Genomic DNA, 21285 nt, shown 5'->3' with positions numbered 1-21285 from the left:
CTGTTCACACCGTGCCCTTTCCGTCTCCAGCGCGGGCCACGGTGGCCGAGATCGAACGCTGGAACAGATCGGCGAGGCTGATCGACAGACCGTACTCACGGGCGATCCTCGCCTTGAGTTCGATCGCCATCATGGAGTGGCCGCCGAGTTCGAGAAAATTGTCGGCACCGGTGATGTGATGCTCTCCCAACTCCGCGCCGATCCAGTCGAGGATCCGCTGCCTCACTTCGTTCTGGTTCAATGTCGGCACTTTTTCACTCACTTCTCGAACTCCATTTCTTTGGCCACGCCTTGACTGTCTGTCTTGCCGTTCACCGTCAGGGGCAGCTGCTCGAACCACTGGAAACGGGTCGGGAGCATGTACTGCGGAACACGCTTGCGAAGTTCGGTCCGGAGGGCGCGAAGTTCGACCTGCTGCCCCGAGCGGGTGGTGTATCCGCAGGCGAGGATCGGGTTCTCAGTGCCGCCGACGACCACGGCGGACGCTTCGGTGATGTCCGGTACGGCGGCGACAGCCGCCTCCACCTCGCCGAGCTCGATCCGATGACCCCGGATCTTCACCTGCCGGTCGGCACGACCGAGGTAGACGAGTTGCCCGTTCCGCATCTCCACGAGATCCCCGGTCCGGTAGAACTGCGTCCCGTCGATGAGGCCGAGCGGGTCGGGCCCGAATCGCTCGGCAGTGGTTTCCGGCCGGTCCAGGTATCCGGCCGCCACCTGGGGGCCGGACACCACTAGTTGACCGCGCTCACTGCTGTCGCCGGCTTCGTCCACGATTCGGGCAGTGAAGCCCGGCAGCGGTCGACCGATGACCGAGTCGTCGAGAAGCAGGTCCTTCTCGGTGAGCCGGTGGTACGTGGTGTGGACCGTGGCCTCGGTGAGTCCGTACATGTTGATCAGTTGTGGCTGGTCGAGGCCGAACCGGTTCGCCCAGGTACGCAGGGCGGGCATGGAGAGCCGCTCACCGCCGAACACCACGTAGCGCAACGGGACGCCGTCGTCGTCGGGCACCTTCTCCATGAGGACGCGGGCCATCACCGAGAACGCGGTGGGAGTCTGGTTGAGCACCGTCACGCCGCGGTCCAGCAGCAGTTCGGCGCAAGCCTCGGGCGAGAGTTTGGTCCACCGGTCGACGATCACCAGGCAGCCGCCGTGCAGGAGTGGCCCCCATAGTTCCCAGACGGAGAAGTCGAAGGCGATCGAGTGGTAGAGCAGCCACACGTCTTCGGCACCGAAGTCGAACAGTTCGGCAGTGGCCTCGAAGAGAGCCAAGACGTTGCGGTGCGTTATGGGCACGCCCTTGGGCTTGCCTGTGGTCCCCGAGGTGTAGATGACGTAGCAGTATGCGCCTGGATCCGGTCGAGCCCCCGACCATCCCTCCGCGCCGGTGTCCCAGGCCGCCTGCCGGACTTCGTCGCTTGTGATGGAACACCCGCCGGACAGCCCGTCGACTGCGTCGCCGACCACGGCCCGCGGACTGCTGTCGTCAAGAATGAGCCTGTTACGCACTGGCGGGTTCTGCACATCGAGCGGCACATACGCGGCACCGCAGCGCAGAATCGACAGTACCGTGACAACCATTTCGATGGAGGGCTCCAGACAGAACGCCACGAGGTCGCCGGGCCGCACTCCGGCGCGTTCCTTGAGCAGAGCCGCCACCCGCCGGGATGCGGCGGCAAGTTCGGCATAGGAGGCCCGATCGCCACTGAATTCAATGGCCGTTGCATCGGGATGGGTGGCGGCCATCTCATCGAATGCCTCGACCAGGGTGAAATTTGCGAAATTCATGACACGTAAGTCCGCCTTGGGAATCGTGGGCCGGTGGTCAGCACAGCGTGCAGCAGCAATGCGACATGGTGAGGAAAGCGGGAAGTTCTTCCGCATAACCCAGGGACGAGCGGCCCCCGGGAAGTCAGGTCGGGCCGCCATCAGGTAGCCGACGCCACAGCAATTCCTCCATCGCACTCACGATCAGATCGGCACCGGCGCGGTCCAGTTGCCAGCGAAGGAGGCTCGGATCGGAGGCGAGAGCCCGGCGGAGGATCGCGCGAGCTTCGCGCTCTGCCGATTCCAGGCTCGGAGCCATCATGTAGAGGACGAGCGCGGCACCGAGAGGGTCCAGCCGCATCCAGTGGTGCTGAAGGCTTGAATCGCCCGTCCCGGTCGCTTCACGAAGTCGGCTGGCGATCCGGTCCACGTCCGAAGCTCGGTTCTTCGGCTGAGAACTCACCAGTCGTGCTGTGATCACATACAACGAAGTCCGTCCATCGTCGAGTGGAGTGCCTGGCAAGGCTGCCGTGAGGCACCTCACCCCCAGATGTTGCCGTCTGTGGACTCGGTGAGCTGCGCGGCGTCCGCCTGCACGGTGACCGCCGGCGTTGCCGCCGCCGAGGCGGCGATGCTCAGCGACGCTGCCATGGTGACGAGAGCGACGGCGGCGGCGCGGGCGATGAGATTCACGTTGATCGACTCCCGGGTCGGGTGGCGTCCCGGCGCGACTGCCAGGCTCTGGAATGAGTCTGCTGATGCCGGCGACCAGGGAAAAGACATTCGGGCTAGCCCAAACGGGCCGCGTCCTAATGCGGAACCGAGAGAGAGCGGTCGGCATCGCGGTGTGTGACTCGGCTCACTTCGGCGGGGCGATCATTGCTCCCCCTCCCGCCGGTCATACCCACGACAGCGCATACGACCGACAGACGGGAAGCGACCGACATGACCGCACCTGTGAAGGGCCCCGCCAGCTACTTTCCCTCGATCGAGAAGAAGTACGGCCGTCCGGTGGCCGAGTGGCAGGACCTGATTCGCTCCTCCCCGCTGACCAGGCACATGGAACTGGTCGCCTGGCTCAAGACCGAGCACGGCCTGGGACACGGCCACGCGAACGCGCTCGTGGCGTACACCCTCGCCGAGAAGACCGGTTGAGACGGCCGGCGCGCCGCGCAGGCGAGAGGCGCGGCTCCGGCCGCCGGAGTCCTCCGTCGCGATCAGTGGCAGACTCTTGGAGTGTGCACGCCGGGAGCCGGTCGTGGATCGAGAGGCTGAAAGGTCGGGTGGCCTGAGAACATGCTGAGAGAGGTCACTGCGACCCGCTACATCACACCCCTGCACTCCGGCGGCTCCGTCCCCGGCATCGTCGAGGCCGACGATCTCGGCACCTACGTCGTGAAGTTCACCGGCGCCGCGCAGGGCCGCAAGGCGCTGGTCGCCGAGGTGATCGTGGGCGAACTGGCCCGCGCCCTCGGGCTGCGCTTCCCCGAACTGGTCCTGGTGCGCTTCGACCCGCGGCTCGGCGCGGACGAGCCGCACCAGGAGGTACGGGACCTGCTGAACGCCAGCGGGGGCGTCAACCTCGGCATGGACTATCTGCCGGGCGCGAAGGACTTCACGCCCGATGTGGCCGCGACCTTCGACGTCGACCCGGTGGAGGCGGGCCGGATCGTCTGGCTCGACGCCCTGACGGTGAACGTCGACCGCACGGTGCACAGCTCCAACCTGATGATCTGGCCCACGTTCGGCACGGTCCCGCCGCGGCTGTGGCTGATCGACCACGGGGCCGCGCTCGTCTTCCACCACCGCTGGGACTCGGCGGCGCCGCACAAGGCCTACGACTTCCGCCATCACGCCCTCGGCGGTTACGCACCGGACACCCGGGCGGCCGACGCCGAGCTGGCCCCCAGGGTGACCGGGGAACTGCTGCGCCGGATCGTCGCCGAGGTCCCCGACGCCTGGCTGGCCGACGACCCGGAGTTCGCCACGCCCGACGACGCCCGGACGGCGTACGTGGATCATCTCCACGCCCGGGTGCGGGCCTCCGGGTCCTGGCTGCCCACCGACTTCCCCAGCCGGGAGGAGCTCGCCGCCGAGGAGGCCCGGCGGGCGGCGCGAACGCAGCAGGGCCGGCCGAACTGGCTCAAGCGGGTCCCCGACCTGCACGGCAAGCCGGCCGCCGAACAGGATTGGTCGGTGCATCTGCAATGACGGACGTCCAGCGGGTGGAGATCGAGTACTGCACCCGGTGCCGCTGGCTGCCACGGGCCGCCTGGCTGGCGCAGGAACTGCTGACCACCTTCGAGGCCGAGCTGACCGAGCTGGCGCTGAAGCCGGGCACGGGCGGGATCTTCGTGGTGCGGGTGAACGACGAGGTGGTGTGGGACCGGCGCGAGCAGGGGTTCCCGGAACCCACCGAGGTCAAGAAGGCGGTACGCGACCGAGTGGCCCCGGGCCGGTCCCTGGGCCACTCGGACAGGTGAGGTCGCGCCGCGCTCAGCCCTGGAGCTGCTCGTAGGCGGGCAGGGTCAGGAAGTCGGCGTAGTCCTCGTCGAGGGCGACCCTCAGCAGCAGGTCGTGCGCCTGCTGCCAGTGGCCGGCGGCGAAGGCCTCCTCGCCGGTCTCCGCGCGGACGGCGGCCAGTTCCTCCGCCGCGACCTTGCGGGCCAGCTCCGGTGTCGCCTTCTCGCCGTTCTCGAACTCCACGCCCGCGTTGATCCACTGCCAGATCTGCGAGCGGGAGATCTCGGCGGTGGCCGCGTCCTCCATGAGGTTGAAGATGGCGACCGCGCCGAGGCCGCGCAGCCAGGCCTCGATGTAACGGATGCCGACCTGGACGGCGTTGACCAGCCCGGCGTACGTCGGCCTGGCGTCGAGGGAGTCGACGGCGATCAGGTCGGCCGCCTCGACGTGGACGTCCTCGCGCAGCCGGTCCTTCTGGTTCGGGCGGTCGCCGAGCACGGCGTCGAAGGAGGCCAGGGCGATCGGCACCAGGTCCGGGTGGGCCACCCAGGACCCGTCGAAACCGTCGGCCGCCTCACGGTCCTTGTCGGCCCTGACCTTCTCGAAGGCGACCTTGTTGACCTCCTCGTCGCGCCGCGACGGGATGAACGCCGCCATGCCGCCGATCGCGTGCGCGCCGCGCTTGTGGCAGGTGCGCACGAGGAGTTCGGTGTACGCCCGCATGAACGGGGCCGTCATCGTCACGGCGTTGCGGTCCGGCAGCACGAACCGGGGCCCGCCGTCCCGGAAGTTCTTGATGATGGAGAACAGGTAGTCCCAGCGGCCGGCGTTCAACCCGGAGGCGTGGTCGCGGAGTTCGTAGAGGATCTCCTCCATCTCGTAGGCCGCGGTGATCGTCTCGATGAGGACGGTGGCGCGGACGGTGCCCTGCGGGATGCCGAGGTGTTCCTGCGCGAAGACGAACACGTCGTTCCAGAGCCGGGCCTCGAGGTGGGACTCGGTCTTCGGGAGATAGAAGTAGGGGCCCTTGCCGAGGTCGAGCAGCCGCCGGGCGTTGTGGAAGAAGTACAGCCCGAAGTCGACGAACGCGCCGGGGACCGGGGTGCCGTCGGCGTCGACGAGGTGACGCTCGTTCAGATGCCAGCCGCGCGGCCGCATGACGACGGTGGCGAGCTCCCCGGCGGCCTTGAGCGCGTACGACTTTCCGGTGCGCTCGTCGGTGAAGTCGATGGTCCGGGTGTAGGCGTCGCTCAGGTTGAGCTGGCCGAGTACGACGTTCTCCCAGGTCGGTGCGGAGGCGTCCTCGAAGTCCGCGAGCCACACCCGGGCGCCGGAGTTGAGCGCGTTGACGGTCATCCTGCGGTCGGTCGGGCCGGTGATCTCCACCCGCCGGTCGTCCAGGGCCGCGGGGGCCGGGGCCACCCGCCAGGAGTCGTCCGCGCGGATCGCGGCGGTCTCCGGGAGGAAGCCGAGCGTGGCGGTGCGGGCGATCTCGGCGCGGCGCTCCGCCCGGCGGGCGAGGAGTTCGTCCCGGCGCGGTGTGAAACGCCGGTGCAGCTCGGCCACGAAGGCGAGCGCGGCGTCGGTGAGGACCTCCTCCTGCCGGGGCAGCGGTGCGGCGTCGACGATGGCCAGCGGGGACGGCGCTGGTGTGGACATGAGCTGTCACTTCCTTCAGCGGGCGTGGCACCGGGTGCCGGTCGAACCGGGCGAGGCGGACGGCGTCGGGCACGGGCCGGACGCTTTTGATCAATGGATGTTAGTTTCCTCATCGCGGAAGCTCAATGTTTTGTTGATGCCGAGGCGCCCGGTGTCGAGGCGGGCGGTGCGCGGCGCCACCTCGCTCACTCGAGGTGGACCAGGTCGGCTTCCGTGTCGATGTCGTACGGCCGGGCCACGTCCCCGCACTCGACGAGCGTCACCGCCGCCGCGTGCTCCCGCAGATAGGCGCGGGCCCCCTGGTCCCCGGTCGCGACCGCGGCGACGCCCGCCCAGTGGGCGGCCCCGAACAGGACGGGATGGCCGCGCACGCCCGCGTAGGCGGCCGCGACCAGGGACGCGCCGTCCCGGTGGGCGGCCAGGACCCGCCGTACCGCCTCCGGGCCGATGCCGGGCTGGTCGACGAGCGAGACCAGCGCCGCCGCTGCGTCCGTTCCGGTGAGCGAGGCCAGCCCGGCCCGCAGCGAGGTGCCCATGCCCTGCTCCCAGTCCGGGTTGTCCACCAGTACGCAGCCGCCGAGCTCCGCCCGCCGCCGTACGGTGTCCGCCTGTGCCCCCAGGACCACGTGGACCTGCCGGCACCCGGCCGACCGCAGCACCTGAACCGCGTGCTCCACCAGCGGCCGCCCGCGATGCGTGAGCAGGGCCTTGGGGCGTCCGCCCAGCCGCCGTCCGCCGCCCGCGGCGAGCAGCAGGCCCGCAACCACCGGCGGGCGGGGCGTCGTCTGTGGTGTCGTCATGGACCCTGCATACCGCAGGATGCGGGTGGAGGCCGGGACGGCGGTTCCGTGTGCTCGGCCGGGTCCACCAGCAGGTCGGCGGCCGCCTCCGCGCCGTACGGCGAGCCGTAGTGGCGAGGCCGGGGACACCGGACCGGTCATCCGCCGGGGCGGCGTGCGCCGGTCGATGCGATCTCCCTTGTGTGCAAAGGAAGTTGACGGTGCATCGGACTGGCGGACGCGGGTCCCGGTGGCGTTAACTGGGCGCCCGCCCCGACCGGGCGCCGGGCACGGGGCACGCGCCGGGGGCGGTGGGGACGCTGGGGCGCGGGTATGGGGTGCGGGCCGCGGGTGAGGGGGAGGACTGTGTTGCGGAGTGTGGAGCAGAAGGCTGTGACCGGGAGCGACGAGGATCCGCGGGTGGCGGGGCTGCGCTCCGCGGTGTCCCGGCTGCGTCGCGAACTCGCCGCCCATCCGGTCGAGTTCTCCGACCGGGACATCGCCGAGGACGAACTCGCCGCGCTGAACGCCATGGCGGTCGGGGGTACCCCGGAGATTCCGCGTCTGCGCCGCTCGTTGCTGCTGATCGCGGGCGCCATCGGCTCGGTCAGCGCGCTGGCCCCGGGCCTGGCGGACGTCCGTACGGCGGTCGAGCTCTTCGGCGAGCCCCCGGGGCGCTGACGTTCGACGGGAGCGCGAGGGCGGCGGGCTACGCGTTGGCGGCGGGCTACGCGTTGGCGGCGCCCGAGCCGGCCAGCGCCTCCGACAGTTCCCGGGCGACCTGCTGGAGGACCGGCACGATCCGCTCCGTGGCCGCCTCGGTGACCCGGCCCGCCGGGCCGGAGATGGAGATCGCGGCGGCGGTGGGGGAGTCCGGCACGCAGACCGCGAGGCAGCGCACGCCGATCTCCTGCTCGTTGTCGTCGACGGCGTACCCGGCCCGCCGTACGTCCTCCAGTGCCGCGAGGAAGCCCTCGGGCGTGACGATCGTCTTCTCCGTCGCCGCGGGCATGCCGGTACGGCCGAGCAGGGCCCGTACCTCATGGTCGGGGAAGTCGGCCAGCAGCGCCTTGCCGACGCCCGTGGAGTGCGGCAGGACCCGCCGGCCGACCTCGGTGAACATGCGCATCGAGTGCCTGGACGGCACCTGCGCCACGTACACGATCTCGTCCCCGTCGAGCAGCGCCATGTTCGCCGTCTCGCCGGTCTCGTCCACCAGGCGGGCCAGGTAGGGGCGGGCCCAGGTGCCGAGCAGCCGTGAGGCGGACTCGCCGAGACGGATCAGCCGCGGGCCGAGCGCGTACCGGCGGTTGGCCTGCTGGCGTACGTAACCGCAGGCCACCAGGGTGCGCATGAGGCGGTGGATGGTGGGCAGCGGCAGTCCGCTGCTCACCGAGAGCTCGCTCAGTCCGACCTCGCCGCCCGCGTCCGCCATCCGCTCCAGCAGGTCGAAGGCGCGCTCCAGGGACTGGACCCCACCACTGGCGGACTTGGCGGAGTCGGAGGTGCTGGCGCTGGACGTCGGCACGGCGCGTTCCTTTCGGCGTGGCAGGAGATCAGCAGCCTACCCGGCAGCAGGTCGGCCGCCCGTGGAGGCGGAACTACATTCTGCTGATCGGAAGGATCGCTCTGGTATGCGGAAATATAGGGAAAACCGGGAGGGCGCCGGCGTTCGGTCCGTCGCGGGCGGGGGTGCTCTTGACGGCGTGGAGGCGGGGGGTGAAGACTCCTTCAACAGAACGTTGAATTCCGTTACGTGGAAGTAAATCCCGTGTCTCGGAAGGGCGCGGATGGGAACGGCGGAACCGAACAGCGGCAGAGAGAGGGTCCAGGTGTCCGACGCCGAACTGGTGCTGCGCTCAAGACGCGTCGTTGCTCCGGAAGGGACACGCGCCGCCTCGGTCGCGGTCCGCGCCGGGAAGATCACGGCCGTGCTGCCGTACGACGCCGAGGTGCCGTCCGGGGCCCGGCTGGAGGATCTCGGCGACGACGTCCTGCTGCCCGGCCTGGTCGACACCCACGTACACGTCAACGACCCGGGCCGCACCGAGTGGGAGGGCTTCTGGACCGCCACGCGCGCGGCTGCGGCAGGCGGCATCACCACCCTCGTCGACATGCCGCTCAACTCCCTCCCGCCGACGACGACCGTCGAGCACCTCCGTACGAAACAGCGGGTCGCCGCCGACAAGGCGCACGTCGACGTCGGCTTCTGGGGCGGCGCCCTGCCCGGCAACGTCGGGGACCTGCGCCCGCTGTACGACGCAGGCGTCTTCGGGTTCAAGGCGTTCCTGTCCCCGTCGGGCGTGGACGAGTTCCCGCACCTCGACCGGGACCGGCTCGGGCGCTCGCTCGCCGAGATCGCCGGGTTCGGCGGCCTGCTGATCGTGCACGCCGAGGACCCGCACCACCTGGACGCCGCCCCGCAGCGCGGCGGTCCCAGGTACGCCGACTTCCTCGCCTCCCGCCCGCGCGACGCGGAGGACACGGCCGTCGCCGCGCTCGTCGCGGAGGCGAAGCGGCTGGACGCGCGCGTGCACATCCTGCACCTGTCCTCCGGCGACGCGCTGCCGCTGATCGCCGCCGCCAAGGCCGAGGGGGTGCGGGTCAGCGTCGAGACCTGCCCGCACTACCTGACCCTGACCGCCGAGGAAATCCCCGACGGAGCCAGCGCGTTCAAGTGCTGCCCGCCGATCCGCGAGGCCGCCAACCAGGACCTGCTCTGGCAGGCGCTGGCGGACGGCACCGTCGACTGCGTGGTCACCGACCACTCGCCGTCGACGGCCGACCTGAAGACCGACGACTTCGCCACCGCCTGGGGCGGCATCTCCGGCCTCCAGCTGAGTCTGGCCGCCGTCTGGACCGAGGCACGTGGACGCGGACACGGCCTGGAGGACGTCGTGCGCTGGATGTCCGCCCGCACGGCACGGCTGGTCGGACTGGACGACCGCAAGGGCGCCGTCGCACCCGGCCACGACGCCGACTTCGCCGTCCTCGCGCCCGACGAGACGTTCACCGTGGACCCGGCGGCGCTCCAGCACCGCAACCGCGTCACGGCGTACGCGGGCAAGACCCTTCACGGGGTCGTGAAGTCCACCTGGCTGCGCGGTGAACGCATCTTCGCGGACGGCGCGTTCACCGCTCCGAAGGGCCGACTGCTGACCCGCACCCCCTGATCCCTCCCGTCCCCGCGGCGGCCGGCTCCCGAGAGGAACACCTGATCACCGTGACGGCGCAGCACGAACTCCCCCTGGCCCGCTTCACCGGCGACGCGAACCCCTACGGCGGCGGTGACCCGTACGCGGACTACCGCACCGCCGACTTCCCCTTCACCCACCACACCGACCTCGCCGACCGGCGGCTCGGGGGTGCCGTCGTCGCCGCCAACGACGAGTTCTTCGCCCAGCGGGAGAACCTGCTGCTGCCCGGCCGCGCCGAGTTCGTCCCCGAGCACTTCGGACACAAGGGCAAGGTCATGGACGGCTGGGAGACGCGCAGGCGGCGCGGTGTCTCGGCCGAGCACCCCTGGCCGGCCGCCGAGGACCACGACTGGGCGCTGGTCCGCCTCGGCGCGCCCGGCGTCGTCCGGGGGGTCGTCGTCGACACGGCCCACTTCCGCGGCAACCACCCCCGGGCGGTGTCGGTCGAGGGCACGTCCGTGCCGGGCTCCCCGTCCCCGGAGGAGATCCTCGGCGACGACGTGAAGTGGACGACGCTCGTCCCGCGCACCGAGGTCGGCGGCCACGCGGCGAACGGCTTCGCCGTCTCGGTCGAACAGCGCCTCACCCACCTGCGCGTCAACCAGCACCCCGACGGCGGCATCGCGCGCCTGCGGGTGTACGGGGAGGTCGTGCCCGACCCCGCGTGGCTGGCGGTGCTCGGCACCTTCGACGTGGTCGCCCTGGAGAACGGCGGCCGCGCCGAGGACGCGTCGGACCTGTTCTACTCCCCGGCGGCGAACACCATCAGGCCGGGCCGTTCCCGCCGGATGGACGACGGCTGGGAGACCCGCCGCCGTCGTGACACCGGCAACGACTGGATCCGCTACCGGCTGGCCGCCCGGTCCGAGATCCGCGCGATCGAGATCGACACGGCGTACCTGAAGGGGAACGCGGCGGGCTGGGCGTCGGTGTCGGTGCGGGACGGCGACGACGGCGACTGGACCGAGATCCTGCCCCGCACCCGGCTCCAGCCCGACACCGGCCACCGCTTCGTCCTGCCGGACCCCGCCGTCGGCACGCTCGCGCGCGTGGACATCTTCCCGGACGGCGGCATCTCCCGGCTGCGGCTGTTCGGCTCCCTGACACAGGAGGGCACGGCCGCGCTCACCGCGCGGTACCAGGAGCTCGGCGGCTGAGGCGACCGAGGCGACCGAGGCGGCTGAGGCGGCGGGCGACCGGGGCGACCGGCGCGGGTGAGCCGCCTCGGCCACGGTCAGGGCTGGGAGTCGAGCGGGTCCAGGTCGTCCAGCGTGTCGCGGGCATGGGTGACGCGCAGCTGCCGCCAGTGCGTGCGGTACAGCACGTAGTACATGGCCATGACCACGGCGAGCAGCTGAAGTCCCAGGCCGAGCCACAGGAACGAGTCCTCGCTCTCCATCCGGTTGGTCAGGAAGGCGAAGTTCATCCCGAAGAACCCGGTCAGGAAGGACAGCGGCAGGAAGATCATCGACACGACGGTGAGCCGGTTGATCACGACGTTCTGCTGGTCGGCGATGAGGGACGCGTAACTGCCCGCGGCCCGCCGGGCGGCGTCCCGCAGCGACTCGATCTCCAGGAGCACCAGCTGGACGGTGTGCTCGTGCAAGCTGTTCAGCGCCCGCCGCTCGTCCGAGAGGCCGTGGTTCGTCATCCGGCGGCGGACCAGGACCTCCTGCGCGAGCGCGGCGTAGGGCAGGAACGCGCGATGCAGTTGCGCCGCGTGCCGACGCTGCCGGGCCAGCAGCCGGACCTGCTCGGGCCGCCGTTCCGCGAACATCGCCTCCTCGAGGTCCTCGACCTCCAGATGGGAGTCCGTGACGGCCCGCCGAAAGGTCTCCAGCACACCCTGGAGAAACAGGAACAGCGCGACGAAGGAATCGGCGGGCGCGTCCACCGCCAGCCGTTCGAGGAAGGTGCCGACCGCGTCGACGGGCCCTCGGTGGAAGAGGACGAGATGCCGGGGATCGACCAGTACCTGCACGTAGGAGATCCGGCGGCCGCTGTGGACCACCGGTACGACGCACGCGGCGAAGTCGCCGTGGTACTCGGCCCGCACCTCGTCCTGCGGTTCACCGAACCACTCCCAGGCCTCGTCCTCCACTCCGAGCAGCCGGGACAGCGGCTGGTCGTCGCACGGCGGGTCGTCGTCCTCCCGCTCGACGGTCACGATCACGAGACCGGAGGCCCGGAGGCGTTCACGGGCTTCCGGCAGTCCTGTGCGGGTGACGACACCGGCCGGCATCGACACCACCGATACGATCATCGTCCCTCACCGTGGATGGTGTGCTGCGGGCAGGGACACCTCGGCAGGTGCAAACTGCAACGTCTCCGGCACCTTATCGCCGAAGGCCGCGCGGACGGCCGAACAGGGCGGGCGCCGTGTCCCCGGCACCCGGGCGCGCCCTCGGCGGGCGGCCGACCTGGTGCGGCGCGGGCCTGCTGCGGTGCGGGCCGGGTGCGGTGCGGTGCGGGCCGGGCCGGATCCGACGGTGGCCGGAACTCTTCCGTCCGTTTCCCGCGTTCTCCTGTCGTGACTCTTCAGCAAGAAATCGTCGGCAACGCCATGCAGATGGCGGTCGTCAGCCTGCGTCCCGGCCAGACCGTGTACTGCGAGGCGGGGAAGTTCCTCTTCAAGACCACGAACGTGACCATGGAGACCCGGCTCTCCGGTCCGTCGGGCAGCGGCGGCGCCCAGCAGCCCGGCGGGGGCGGCGGCATGGGCGGCATGCTGCGCCAGGCCATGGGGACGGCCATGCAGGTCGGCCAGCGCGCCCTCGCGGGCGAGTCGCTGGCGTTCCAGTACTTCACCGCCCAGGGCGGCGAGGGCACGGTCGGCTTCGCCGGTGTGCTGCCCGGCGAGATGCGTGCCCTGGAGCTCGACGGCAGCCGCGCGTGGTTCGCGGAGAAGGACGCCTTCGTGGCCGCCGAGTCCACCGTCGACTTCGGCATCGCCTTCCAGAGCGGCCGCACCGGGACGAGTGGCGGCGAGGGCTTCGTCCTGGAGAAGTTCACCGGCCGGGGCACGGTGATCATCGCCGGTGCCGGCAACTTCATCGACCTGGACCCCTCCGACTTCGGCGGGCGTATCGAGGTCGACACCGGCTGCGTCGTCGCGTTCGAGGAGGGCATCCGCTACGGAGTCCAGCGCGTCGGCGGCCTCAACCGCCAGGGCCTGATGAACGCGGTCTTCGGCGGCGAGGGCCTGTCCCTGGCGACCCTGGAGGGCCACGGTCGCGTCATCCTTCAGTCGCTCACCATCGAGGGCCTCGCCAACGCCCTGAAGAAGGCCCGGGGCGGCGACAAGCAGGGCCCGACGGGCGGTCTGTTCTCGACCCACGCCGGGTGAGGCGGACGGGCCGCGGGCGCCGAGGGGGACCGTCCCGACGGTGAAGCGCGGCCCCCGGCCGTACCTCGGGAGGCCGCGCTTCGGCGAGACACGAACGGGCGCGCGACGAAGGGCGAACTCAAGTTAACTCCCTGAAAACTCATCGGAGTTGACGGCAAAATCCGCAGTCTTGTCATTGACATGCCACTCTCTACGCGCGTCATCATGAGGGCATGAGATTCCCCCCACGTATCACCCGCATCGGCGCTTCGGTCGCCGTCCTCTCCGCCCTGCTCGTCGGCGGAACCGTCTCCGCCACGACGGCGAACGCCGCGGTCGGCAGCATCTGCTACTCCAGGCTGCCGTCCCAGGCGTACGACACCCTCGCCCTCATCGACCGGGGCGGCCCGTTCCCGTACTCGCAGGACGGGGCGGTCTTCCAGAACCGGGAGGGCGTGCTGCCCTCGCAGGCGACCGGTTACTACCACGAGTACACGGTGAAGACCCCCGGGTCGTCCACGCGCGGCGCGCGTCGCATCGTGACCGGGAAGAAGACCGACGAGGACTACTACACCGCGGACCACTACGTCACGTTCAACCTGATCAACTACGGCTGCTGAGCAGGCTGCCCGTCAACGGTTGACGCGCAGGAACGGCGCGACCGGCCGGAGGTCCAGGCCCCCCACGCAACCGGACCTCCGGCCGACCTGTCTCTGTCTCCCTGCTGCTCCGGCCCTTCGCGGCCCGGGACCTCACCCGGTGGGCCCGTTCACCCGGTGGGCAACCGCTCACCGTAACGCCGACATCATCCCGCCCGGGATCTCCGCCAGGCCGACCGCTCTGCGCTCGCGCCGGGACACCTCGCAGGCCTCCGCGATCCTGAGCGCCTGAAGGGCCTCGCGGCCGTCGCACGGGCTGGCGAGCTCACCGCGCACCACCTCGACGAACGCGCACAGCTCGGCCTCGTAGGCGGGCTTGAAGCGTTCCAGGAAGCCGGTCCACGGCCGGTCCGCGGCCGGCGGCCCGGTCGGTTCCGTGGACGCGATCGGCGTACGGTCGTCCAGGCCGACCACGATCTGGTCCAGCTCCCCGGCCAGCTCCATGCGGACGTCGTAGCCGGCGCCGTTCAGGCGGGTCGCGGTCGCCGTCGCGAGGGTGCCGTCGTCGAGCGTGAGGACCACCGCGGCCGTGTCGATGTCGCCCGCCGCGCGGAACATCGCGGGACCGGCGTCCGACCCGGTGGCGTAGACGTCCACGACCTCGCGGCCGGTCAGCCAGCGCAGGACGTCGAAGTCGTGGATCAGCGCGTCCCGGTACAGCCCGCCGGACTGCGGCAGCCAGGCCGCCGCGGGCGGCGCCTGGTCGGAGGTCACGGCCCGGATCGTGTGCAGCCGGCCGAGCCGGCCCGAGAAGATCGCCTCGCGGGCACCCTGGTAACCCTTGTCGAAGCGGCGCTGGTAACCCATCTGAAGGATCGTTCCCGCAGCCTCGACCTCGGCGAGGGCGTGCAGTGTGTTGGGCAGGTCGAGGGAGATGGGCTGCTCGCAGAAGACCGGCAGCCCCGAACGTGCCGCCCGGCCGATCAGTTCGGCGTGGGCCGACGTGGTCGCCGTGACCACCACGGCGTCCACGCCCCAGGTGAAGATCTCGTCCACTCCCGGCGCCGCCGTCTCGCCGAGTCTGTTCGCCAACTCCTGTGCTCTCGCGGGGTTCACGTCCGTGAGGATCAGTGAACCGACCTCGCGATGACGGCTGAGCGTGTTCGCATGGATCGCGCCGATCCGACCTGTACCGATGACACCGATGCGCATGGGAACAACCTGGAGGCTGACCCCGTGCGCTGTCAATGCACTGTCAAGGCGCATGTCCGGACAACCGAACTACACAACTTCCCGTCAACCGGTCACGGGGCTACGCTCGCACCGTGCCGAAACCAGAAGTGGGCCCCGCCGTGCGGCTTGAGCTGAGTGTGGACCGCAGTTCCCCCGTGCCGTTGTACTTCCAGCTGTCCCAGCAGCTGGAGGCCGCGATCGAGCGTGGCACGCTCACCCCCGGCAGTCTCCTCGGCAACGAGATCGAGCTCGCGGCACGGCTCGGTCTGTCCCGTCCGACCGTCCGCCAGGCCATCCAGTCGCTCGTCGACAAGGGTCTGCTGGTGCGCCGCCGGGGCGTCGGTACGCAGGTCGTCCACAGCCAGGTCAGGCGCCCCCTGGAGCTCAGCAGCCTCTACGACGACCTGGAGGCGGCCGGTCAGCGCCCGGCGACCCGGGTCCTCGTCAACACCGTCGTCCCGGCCACCGCCGGGGTCGCCGCGGCGCTCGCGGTGCCCGAGGGCAGCGACGTGCACCGGGTGGAGCGGCTGCGGCTCGCGCACGGGGAGCCGATGGCGTACCTGTGCAACCACCTGCCGCCCGGACTGCTCGACCTGGACACCGCTCAGCTGGAGGCCACCGGCCTGTACCGGATGATGCGCTCCGCCGGGCTCACCCTGCACAGCGCCCGCCAGTCCATCGGGGCGCGCGCCGCCACCGCCGCGGAGGCCGAGCGCCTGACCGAGTCCGAGGGCGCCCCGCTGCTCACCATGCAGCGCACGACCTTCGACGACACCGGCCGCGCGGTCGAGTTCGGCGACCACCTCTACCGGCCGAGCCGCTACGCGTTCGAGTTCCAGCTGCTCGTACGCCCCTGAGCCCACCGCTTCCGCCCACCGGGCCTGCGTGTCTCCGCGGCCGCCCGGGTCTGCCGCCCGCCCGCCGGGCCCGCCGCTCCCGCCCCCGTTTCCGCGCTCCCATTCGTCGCAATGTCCGGACAAGGTGGCCGCCGCATGCCCCCCGATCACCGGGCGTGCAGACGTTCGACGACGGGGTGCCCGGAGTCGGCGGCGGGGCGAGCCTCCGGTGTTGTTTTCATCACCCGCAACCCTCGTCACACCGGCCTGGTGGGCGACCGTTCCGTACCCCTCGAGGCGCGGCCCGACGGCCGGCGGCCGCACCCACGAGGACGCCACCGCGGCGGAGCCGGCCGGCCCGGCGGCGGGCGGCGACGAGCGGGACGACCTGCGGCACGAGCCGCGGCGGGCGCGGGAGCGCGGGGCGTCGCGGGGCACGGGCGCACCCTCCCGGAACCTCCGCGGGCGACGGCCGCCGCGCGGGCGGATGCGCCGCACACAGGTCCCTGTCACCCGGACCCACCGGCCGGAGCGGTGAGGCACAATCGGGCCTGATGAGCACCTACCGCGACCTCAGCGCCCCCATCGGCTCCCGCCGAGCCCCCGTGCTGCGTACCGTGGGCACCCGCGAGCGCCGCTCGCACCTCACCGCACCCCGTGTGCCCACGGTCGGCATCGACATCGGCGGTACGAAGGTGATGGCGGGCGTCGTCGACGCCGACGGCAACATCCTGGAGAAGCTCCGCGCGGAGACCCCGGACAAGTCCAAGAGCCCCAAGGTCGTCGAGGACACCATCGTCGAGCTGGTCCTGGACCTGTCGGACCGGCACGACGTGCACGCGGTCGGCATCGGCGCGGCCGGCTGGGTCGACGCCGACCGCAACCGCATCCTGTTCGCGCCCCACCTGTCCTGGCGCAACGAGCCGCTGCGCGACCGCCTCTCCGGCCGTCTGTCGGTGCCCGTGCTCGTCGACAACGACGCCAACACCGCCGCCTGGGCGGAGTGGCGCTTCGGCGCGGGACGCGGCGAGGACCACCTCGTCATGATCACCCTCGGCACCGGTATCGGCGGCGCGATCCTCGAGGGCGGGCAGGTCAAGCGCGGCAAGTTCGGTGTCGCGGGCGAGTTCGGCCATATGCAGGTGGTGCCCGGCGGCCACCGCTGCCCGTGCGGCAACCGCGGCTGCTGGGAGCAGTACAGCTCCGGCAACGCGCTGGTCCGGGAGGCCCGGGAGCTGGCCGCGGCCGACTCCCCGGTGGCGTACGGGATCATCGAGCACGTCAAGGGCAACATCGGCGAGATCACCGGCCCGATGATCACCGAGCTGGCACGCGACGGCGACGCCATGTGCATCGAGCTGCTCCAGGACATCGGCCAGTGGCTCGGCGTCGGCATCGCCAACCTGGCGGCGGCGCTCGACCCGTCCTGCTTCGTGATCGGCGGCGGTGTCTCCGCGGCCGACGACCTGCTGATCGGTCCGGCCCGCGACGCCTTCCGGCGCCAGCTCACCGGCCGCGGCTACCGTCCCGAGGCCCGCATCGCGCGCGCCCAGCTCGGCCCCGAGGCCGGCATGGTCGGCGCCGCCGACCTCGCCCGCCTGGTCGCCCGCCGCTTCCGCCGCGCCAAGAGACGCCGGGTGGAACGCCACGAACGCTACGAGAAGTACTCCGAGGCCCGCCGCACCCAGGACACCGCATGACCACCGCACTGCCCCGCCAGGCCACGCCCCCGGACGATCAGCCCCGCCCGGCCGAGGACCGCCGGCACCGCAACCGCCGCCGGGCGCTCACCCTGCTGATCATCGTGCTGCTCATCGGCGTCCCGGCCGGCTATCTCGTGATCTCCGCCAACCAGAGCCGCGACAGCGGCAAGGACAAGGAGAAGAAGTACTCGGCGACCGGCCTGACCGCGGGCTGGCCGTCCAAGGTGCAGCGCCGCCTCTACCAGGTGCCGGTCCCGCACCCGTCGAACCAGGTCGCCTACTACGAGACCAACAACTGGAAGACCAGCCGTCTCTACGTGCAGTTCCAGACCACGCAGGCCGGCCTGGACGCCTTCCTAGCGGAGCTGGGAGCCGACCGGGACCAGCTGAAGCGGGACGACATCGTCATCGGCGCCCGCGACCGGAGCATCACCGGCTGGGACTTCGGCGGACCGGGCGCCCGCCCCGGCCCGTACTGGGGCTTCGTCCACCGGCAGAAGAACCCGCAGCCGACGCAGGACGTGGTGGTGAACACCTCCAACCCCAAGTACCCCATGATCTACGTCGTCTCGCGCGCGGTCCCCTGACCGCACGGGCCGTCGCCGGACGGCCGCCGGAGCCGATTGTCAGACCCCGCCCGTAGAGTCGAAGACGGTTGATCCGAACCACGGGCGGGAGGTGGACAGTGGGTACGAGCGCAACAGCGGGTACGAGCGGGACGGCCGAGGCGGCCGGGCGCGCGCAGGAGCACGAGAGCGTTCCCCTGCGGCTCGCGGCCGTCTTCCTGCCCGCCCCGCTCCCGCGCGACGGACGTATCGCCTTCTGGGACCCCGCGGACGCACCGCTGCCCGCGGACACCGCCGGGTCCGCCGAACGCACCGAACTCACCGTCGTACGACGCCATGGCGCCTCGGTCCGCCGCAGGCAGGCCCCCGCGCTGTCGCTGCCGCTGGACCAGGCCCTGCCCCTGCTCGTGCGGGCCCGCCGCGACCCGGCGGCCCACCCCGCCACCGTCTGCTGGGGCGCCGTCGCCCTGCACGCGCTGCGGCTCACCGCCCGCGGCCGGCTGCTGCCCGGACTCACCCGCACGGGCCACGACGCCTGGCGGGCCGGCCCCCTGGACCCCGACGACGTCGCCCATCTGCGGGCGGTCGCCGCGGCCCTCCCGTACGAGGGACACGCCGTGCCGCTGACCGGCCCCGGACCGCTGCGGCTGCCACAGCCCGAGGCGCTGATGCGCGCCTTCCTGGACGCGGTCGCGGACACCCTCCCGCGCACCCCCGCCGCGCCGTACGCCTGCGGCAGGCCCTTCGCCGACCGCCGCCCGCAGCGACTGCCCGGCGCCGCCGACTGGGCCGCCGAGGTCGCCGCCGGCATGGACGCGGGCGTACGGATCTCACTGCGCCTGGACCTGTCGGCGTACGACCTGTTCGACACCGGCGAGCGGGTGCGCAGCGCGGGCGCGGCCGTACTCCAGGTGCACAGCCTCGCCGACCCCACCCTCGTGGCCGACGCGGCGGCCCTGTGGGCGGGCGAAGCGGACGCCGCCTTCGGACCCCGCGCCCGGGTGGACGCCGCGCTCGCCGTGCGACGCGCCGCACGCGTCTGGCCCCCGCTGGACCGGCTGGCCGAGCAGGACACGCCCGACGTCCTGGCCCTGACCGAGGAGGAGGTGGGCGACCTGCTCGGCGCCGCGGCCGGCCGGCTCGCGGCCGCCGGAGTCGCCGTGCACTGGCCGCGCGACCTGGCCCAGGACCTCACCGCCACGGCGGTCGTGCGGTCCGCGCCCGGCTCGGCGACCGACGGCACCGGCTTCTTCGAGGGCGAGGACCTGCTGCGGTTCAGCTGGCAGCTGGCGCTCGGCGGCGACCCGCTCAGCGAGGCCGAGATGGACATCCTCGCCGAGGCCCACCGCCCGGTCGTACGGCTGCGCGACCGGTGGGTCCTGGTCGACCCGGCGCTCGTCCGCAAGGCGCGCCGCCGTGAACTGGCGCTCCTCGACCCGGTCGACGCCCTGTCCGTCGCGCTCACCGGCAGCGCGGAGGTCGACGGGGAGACGGTCGAGGCCGTCCCGGTCGGCGCCCTGGCCGCCCTGCGCGACCGGCTGACCGCCGGTGTGCGGCCCGCCGAGCCGCCCCCGGGCCTGGCCGCCACCCTGCGCGACTACCAGCTGCGCGGCCTGGCCTGGCTCGACCTGATGACCTCCCTCGGCCTCGGCGGCTGCCTCGCCGACGACATGGGGCTCGGCAAGACGATCACCCTCATCGCCCTGCATCTCAAGCGCGCCCGCAGCGAACCGACCCTGGTGGTGTGCCCGGCCTCGCTGCTCGGCAACTGGCAGCGCGAGATCACCCGGTTCGCCCCCGGCGTCCCCGTCCGCCGCTACCACGGCCCGGACCGCACCCTCGACGACCTGACCGACGGATTCGTCCTCACCACGTACGGCACGATGCGTTCGGCCGCGCCGACGCTGGCCGGGCAGCGCTGGGGCATGGTCGTCGCGGACGAGGCACAGCACGTCAAGAACCCCTACTCGGCCACGGCGAAGGCGCTGCGCACCATCGCGTCCCCCGCCCGCGTGGCGCTCACCGGCACCCCCGTCGAGAACAACCTCTCCGAACTCTGGGCCCTGCTCGACTGGACCACACCGGGACTCCTCGGCCCGCTGAAGTCCTTCCGGGCCCGGCACGCCCGTGCCGTGGAGAACGGCGAGGACGAGGAGGCGGTGGCCAGGCTGGCCCGGCTGGTCCGCCCCTTCCTGCTGCGCCGCAAGAAGTCCGACCCCGGCATCGTCCCCGAACTGCCGCCCAAGACGGAGACCGACCACCCCGTCCCGCTAACCCGTGAACAGGCCGCGCTCTACGAGGCGGTGGTGCGCGAGTCGCTGCTCGCCATCGAGACCGCCGAGGGGATCGCCCGCCGGGGGCTGGTCCTGAAACTGCTGGGCGCGCTGAAGCAGATCTGCGACCACCCCGCGCTCTATCTCAAGGAGGCGGCCGCACCGGCCGACCGGCTCGCCGCCCGCTCCGGCAAACTCGCCCTGCTCGACGAGCTGTTGGACACCCTGCTGGCCGAGGACGGCTCGGCACTCGTCTTCACCCAGTACGTCGGCATGGCCCGGCTGATCGCCGCCCACCTCGCCGCCCGCGCGATCCCCATGGACCTCCTGCACGGAGGGACGGCCGTGCCGGAGCGCGAGCGCATGGTGGACCGCTTCCAGAGCGGCGCGACCCCCGTCCTCGTCCTGTCCCTGAAGGCCGCAGGCACCGGCCTCAACCTCACCCGCGCGGGCCATGTCGTGCACTTCGACCGCTGGTGGAACCCGGCCGTCGAGGAACAGGCCACCGACCGCGCCTACCGCATCGGCCAGACCCAGCCGGTCCAGGTCCACCGCCTCATCACCGAGGGCACGGTCGAGGACCGCATCGCACAGATGCTGGAGTCCAAGCGCGCCCTCGCCGACGCGATCCTCGGCTCCGGCGAGTCGGCCCTCACCGAACTGACGCACCGCGAGCTGACCGACCTGGTGTCGCTGCGCAGGGAGGCGTGATGGCGACGGAGGAGACACCGGTGCGGGGGACGTCGGCGGAGGAACCGCCGGACGAGGCGACACCCGCGGCGCAGACGCCGGCACACACGGTCCGCTCCCCGGACGAGGCACCGCGGTCGGCAGCCGAGGAGGGCCCGGCCGTCGAGGAGCGCCCGGCTGTCGAGGAGCGCCCGG

Annotated in this window: 21 protein-coding genes; 12 read left to right on the top strand and 9 right to left on the bottom strand. The window is 71.8% G+C overall.

From position 1 onward, the window contains the following. Positions 1-4 precede the first annotated feature (4 nt). From ACZ7OY_RS09230 to ACZ7OY_RS09215, 4 genes are all read right to left on the bottom strand, one after another. Positions 5-262 carry an acyl carrier protein gene (locus tag ACZ7OY_RS09230; protein WP_471910805.1) on the bottom strand — a complete coding sequence of 86 codons (258 nt, stop codon included), beginning with the start codon at positions 260-262 and terminating at the stop codon, positions 5-7. Continuing rightward, complete coding sequence (locus ACZ7OY_RS09225) at positions 259-1788, bottom strand: amino acid adenylation domain-containing protein (protein WP_471910804.1); 1530 nt, start codon at positions 1786-1788, stop codon at positions 259-261. Before ACZ7OY_RS09225 ends, ACZ7OY_RS09230 begins: the two co-directional genes overlap by 4 nt. A gap of 124 nt (positions 1789-1912) precedes the next feature. After that, positions 1913-2197, bottom strand: a complete 285-nt coding sequence (locus ACZ7OY_RS09220; RefSeq protein ID WP_471910803.1) for a hypothetical protein — start codon at positions 2195-2197, stop codon at positions 1913-1915. 110 nt (positions 2198-2307) lie between these two features. Continuing rightward, on the bottom strand, positions 2308-2460 hold the full coding sequence (locus ACZ7OY_RS09215) for a hypothetical protein (protein WP_471910802.1): 153 nt from the start codon (positions 2458-2460) through the stop codon (positions 2308-2310). 252 nt (positions 2461-2712) lie between these two features. Here ACZ7OY_RS09215 and ACZ7OY_RS09210 point away from each other — a divergent pair, with 252 nt between their 5' ends. The 3 genes from ACZ7OY_RS09210 to ACZ7OY_RS09200 all read left to right on the top strand — a co-directional run bounded on the left by ACZ7OY_RS09210 (position 2713) and on the right by ACZ7OY_RS09200 (position 4250). Next, complete coding sequence (locus ACZ7OY_RS09210; RefSeq protein ID WP_471910801.1) at positions 2713-2922, top strand: DUF4287 domain-containing protein; 210 nt, start codon at positions 2713-2715, stop codon at positions 2920-2922. A 141-nt stretch (positions 2923-3063) separates the two neighbouring features. Continuing rightward, on the top strand, positions 3064-3978 hold the full coding sequence (locus ACZ7OY_RS09205; protein WP_471910800.1) for a HipA family kinase: 915 nt from the start codon (positions 3064-3066) through the stop codon (positions 3976-3978). Beyond that, positions 3975-4250 carry an Rdx family protein gene (locus ACZ7OY_RS09200; RefSeq protein WP_471910799.1) on the top strand — a complete coding sequence of 92 codons (276 nt, stop codon included), beginning with the start codon at positions 3975-3977 and terminating at the stop codon, positions 4248-4250. The genes ACZ7OY_RS09205 and ACZ7OY_RS09200 overlap by 4 nt, the downstream gene beginning before the upstream one ends. Before the next feature lie 13 nt (positions 4251-4263). Here the strand turns inward: ACZ7OY_RS09200 and aceB are convergent, their stop codons facing one another. Both aceB and ACZ7OY_RS09190 read right to left on the bottom strand, forming a co-directional pair. Further along, positions 4264-5889, bottom strand: a complete 1626-nt coding sequence (aceB, locus tag ACZ7OY_RS09195) for a malate synthase A (RefSeq protein WP_471910798.1) — start codon at positions 5887-5889, stop codon at positions 4264-4266. 185 nt (positions 5890-6074) lie between these two features. Then, positions 6075-6689, bottom strand: coding sequence for a nucleotidyltransferase family protein (locus ACZ7OY_RS09190; protein ID WP_471910797.1), 615 nt, complete (start codon positions 6687-6689; stop codon positions 6075-6077). Between the two features lie 372 nt (positions 6690-7061). On the opposite strand from ACZ7OY_RS09190, the gene ACZ7OY_RS09185 reads away from it, so the two are divergent. Next, entirely contained in the window at positions 7062-7349 is a 288-nt protein-coding gene (locus ACZ7OY_RS09185) for a DUF5955 family protein (RefSeq protein WP_471910796.1), read from the top strand. Positions 7350-7395: 46 nt separating this feature from the next. Here ACZ7OY_RS09185 and ACZ7OY_RS09180 read toward each other — a convergent pair whose 3' ends face one another. Continuing rightward, positions 7396-8196 carry an IclR family transcriptional regulator gene (locus ACZ7OY_RS09180; RefSeq protein WP_471910795.1) on the bottom strand — a complete coding sequence of 267 codons (801 nt, stop codon included), beginning with the start codon at positions 8194-8196 and terminating at the stop codon, positions 7396-7398. 304 nt (positions 8197-8500) lie between these two features. Between ACZ7OY_RS09180 and allB the strand changes: the two genes are divergently transcribed. Both allB and alc read left to right on the top strand, forming a co-directional pair. Next, a complete protein-coding gene (allB, locus tag ACZ7OY_RS09175; protein ID WP_471910794.1) occupies positions 8501-9841 on the top strand; it encodes an allantoinase AllB in 1341 nt (446 codons plus the stop codon). A gap of 41 nt (positions 9842-9882) precedes the next feature. Continuing rightward, complete coding sequence (gene alc / locus ACZ7OY_RS09170) at positions 9883-11022, top strand: allantoicase (protein ID WP_471911200.1); 1140 nt, start codon at positions 9883-9885, stop codon at positions 11020-11022. 77 nt (positions 11023-11099) lie between these two features. On the opposite strand, the gene ACZ7OY_RS09165 is transcribed toward alc, so the two are convergent. Continuing rightward, positions 11100-12128 (bottom strand): magnesium transporter CorA family protein, encoded by a 1029-nt coding sequence (locus tag ACZ7OY_RS09165; RefSeq protein WP_471910793.1) that lies wholly within the window; start codon positions 12126-12128, stop codon positions 11100-11102. 267 nt (positions 12129-12395) lie between these two features. On the opposite strand from ACZ7OY_RS09165, the gene ACZ7OY_RS09160 reads away from it, so the two are divergent. Continuing rightward, a complete protein-coding gene (locus tag ACZ7OY_RS09160; RefSeq protein ID WP_471910792.1) occupies positions 12396-13211 on the top strand; it encodes an AIM24 family protein in 816 nt (271 codons plus the stop codon). A gap of 212 nt (positions 13212-13423) precedes the next feature. After that, complete coding sequence (locus ACZ7OY_RS09155) at positions 13424-13810, top strand: guanyl-specific ribonuclease (RefSeq protein ID WP_471910791.1); 387 nt, start codon at positions 13424-13426, stop codon at positions 13808-13810. A gap of 168 nt (positions 13811-13978) precedes the next feature. Here ACZ7OY_RS09155 and ACZ7OY_RS09150 read toward each other — a convergent pair whose 3' ends face one another. Next, entirely contained in the window at positions 13979-15001 is a 1023-nt protein-coding gene (locus ACZ7OY_RS09150) for a Gfo/Idh/MocA family protein (protein WP_471910790.1), read from the bottom strand. A gap of 140 nt (positions 15002-15141) precedes the next feature. Between ACZ7OY_RS09150 and ACZ7OY_RS09145 the strand changes: the two genes are divergently transcribed. The 4 genes from ACZ7OY_RS09145 (at position 15142) to ACZ7OY_RS09130 (ending at position 21111) form a co-directional block, all read left to right on the top strand. After that, positions 15142-15879: a GntR family transcriptional regulator gene (locus ACZ7OY_RS09145; protein ID WP_471911199.1), complete on the top strand. Its 738-nt coding sequence runs from the start codon at positions 15142-15144 to the stop codon at positions 15877-15879. A gap of 533 nt (positions 15880-16412) precedes the next feature. Then, a complete protein-coding gene (locus ACZ7OY_RS09140; RefSeq protein WP_471910789.1) occupies positions 16413-17558 on the top strand; it encodes an ROK family glucokinase in 1146 nt (381 codons plus the stop codon). Further along, positions 17555-18148, top strand: coding sequence for a sugar kinase (locus ACZ7OY_RS09135; protein WP_471910788.1), 594 nt, complete (start codon positions 17555-17557; stop codon positions 18146-18148). Before ACZ7OY_RS09140 ends, ACZ7OY_RS09135 begins: the two co-directional genes overlap by 4 nt. 98 nt (positions 18149-18246) lie before the next feature. Further along, positions 18247-21111, top strand: coding sequence for a DEAD/DEAH box helicase (locus ACZ7OY_RS09130; RefSeq protein ID WP_471910787.1), 2865 nt, complete (start codon positions 18247-18249; stop codon positions 21109-21111). Positions 21112-21285 lie beyond the last annotated feature (174 nt).

It is taken from the genome of Streptomyces sp. NPDC107559 (assembly GCF_055657365.1).
This window is presented reverse-complemented; position numbering and strand designations above follow the sequence as displayed.

Bases quoted from the DNA above. Each gene is read 5' to 3' on its own strand.
- ACZ7OY_RS09200 (WP_471910799.1), top strand. From the start codon at position 3,975: ATGACGGACGTCCAGCGGGTGGAGATCGAGTACTGCACCCGGTGCCGC.
- aceB (WP_471910798.1), bottom strand. From the start codon at position 5,889: ATGTCCACACCAGCGCCGTCCCCGCTGGCCATCGTCGACGCCGCACCG.
- ACZ7OY_RS09225 (WP_471910804.1), bottom strand. From the start codon at position 1,788: ATGAATTTCGCAAATTTCACCCTGGTCGAGGCATTCGATGAGATGGCC.
- ACZ7OY_RS09150 (WP_471910790.1), bottom strand. From the start codon at position 15,001: ATGCGCATCGGTGTCATCGGTACAGGTCGGATCGGCGCGATCCATGCG.
- ACZ7OY_RS09140 (WP_471910789.1), top strand. From the start codon at position 16,413: ATGAGCACCTACCGCGACCTCAGCGCCCCCATCGGCTCCCGCCGAGCC.
- ACZ7OY_RS09205 (WP_471910800.1), top strand. From the start codon at position 3,064: ATGCTGAGAGAGGTCACTGCGACCCGCTACATCACACCCCTGCACTCC.
- ACZ7OY_RS09135 (WP_471910788.1), top strand. From the start codon at position 17,555: ATGACCACCGCACTGCCCCGCCAGGCCACGCCCCCGGACGATCAGCCC.
- ACZ7OY_RS09190 (WP_471910797.1), bottom strand. From the start codon at position 6,689: ATGACGACACCACAGACGACGCCCCGCCCGCCGGTGGTTGCGGGCCTG.
- ACZ7OY_RS09165 (WP_471910793.1), bottom strand. From the start codon at position 12,128: ATGATCGTATCGGTGGTGTCGATGCCGGCCGGTGTCGTCACCCGCACA.
- ACZ7OY_RS09210 (WP_471910801.1), top strand. From the start codon at position 2,713: ATGACCGCACCTGTGAAGGGCCCCGCCAGCTACTTTCCCTCGATCGAG.
- ACZ7OY_RS09155 (WP_471910791.1), top strand. From the start codon at position 13,424: ATGAGATTCCCCCCACGTATCACCCGCATCGGCGCTTCGGTCGCCGTC.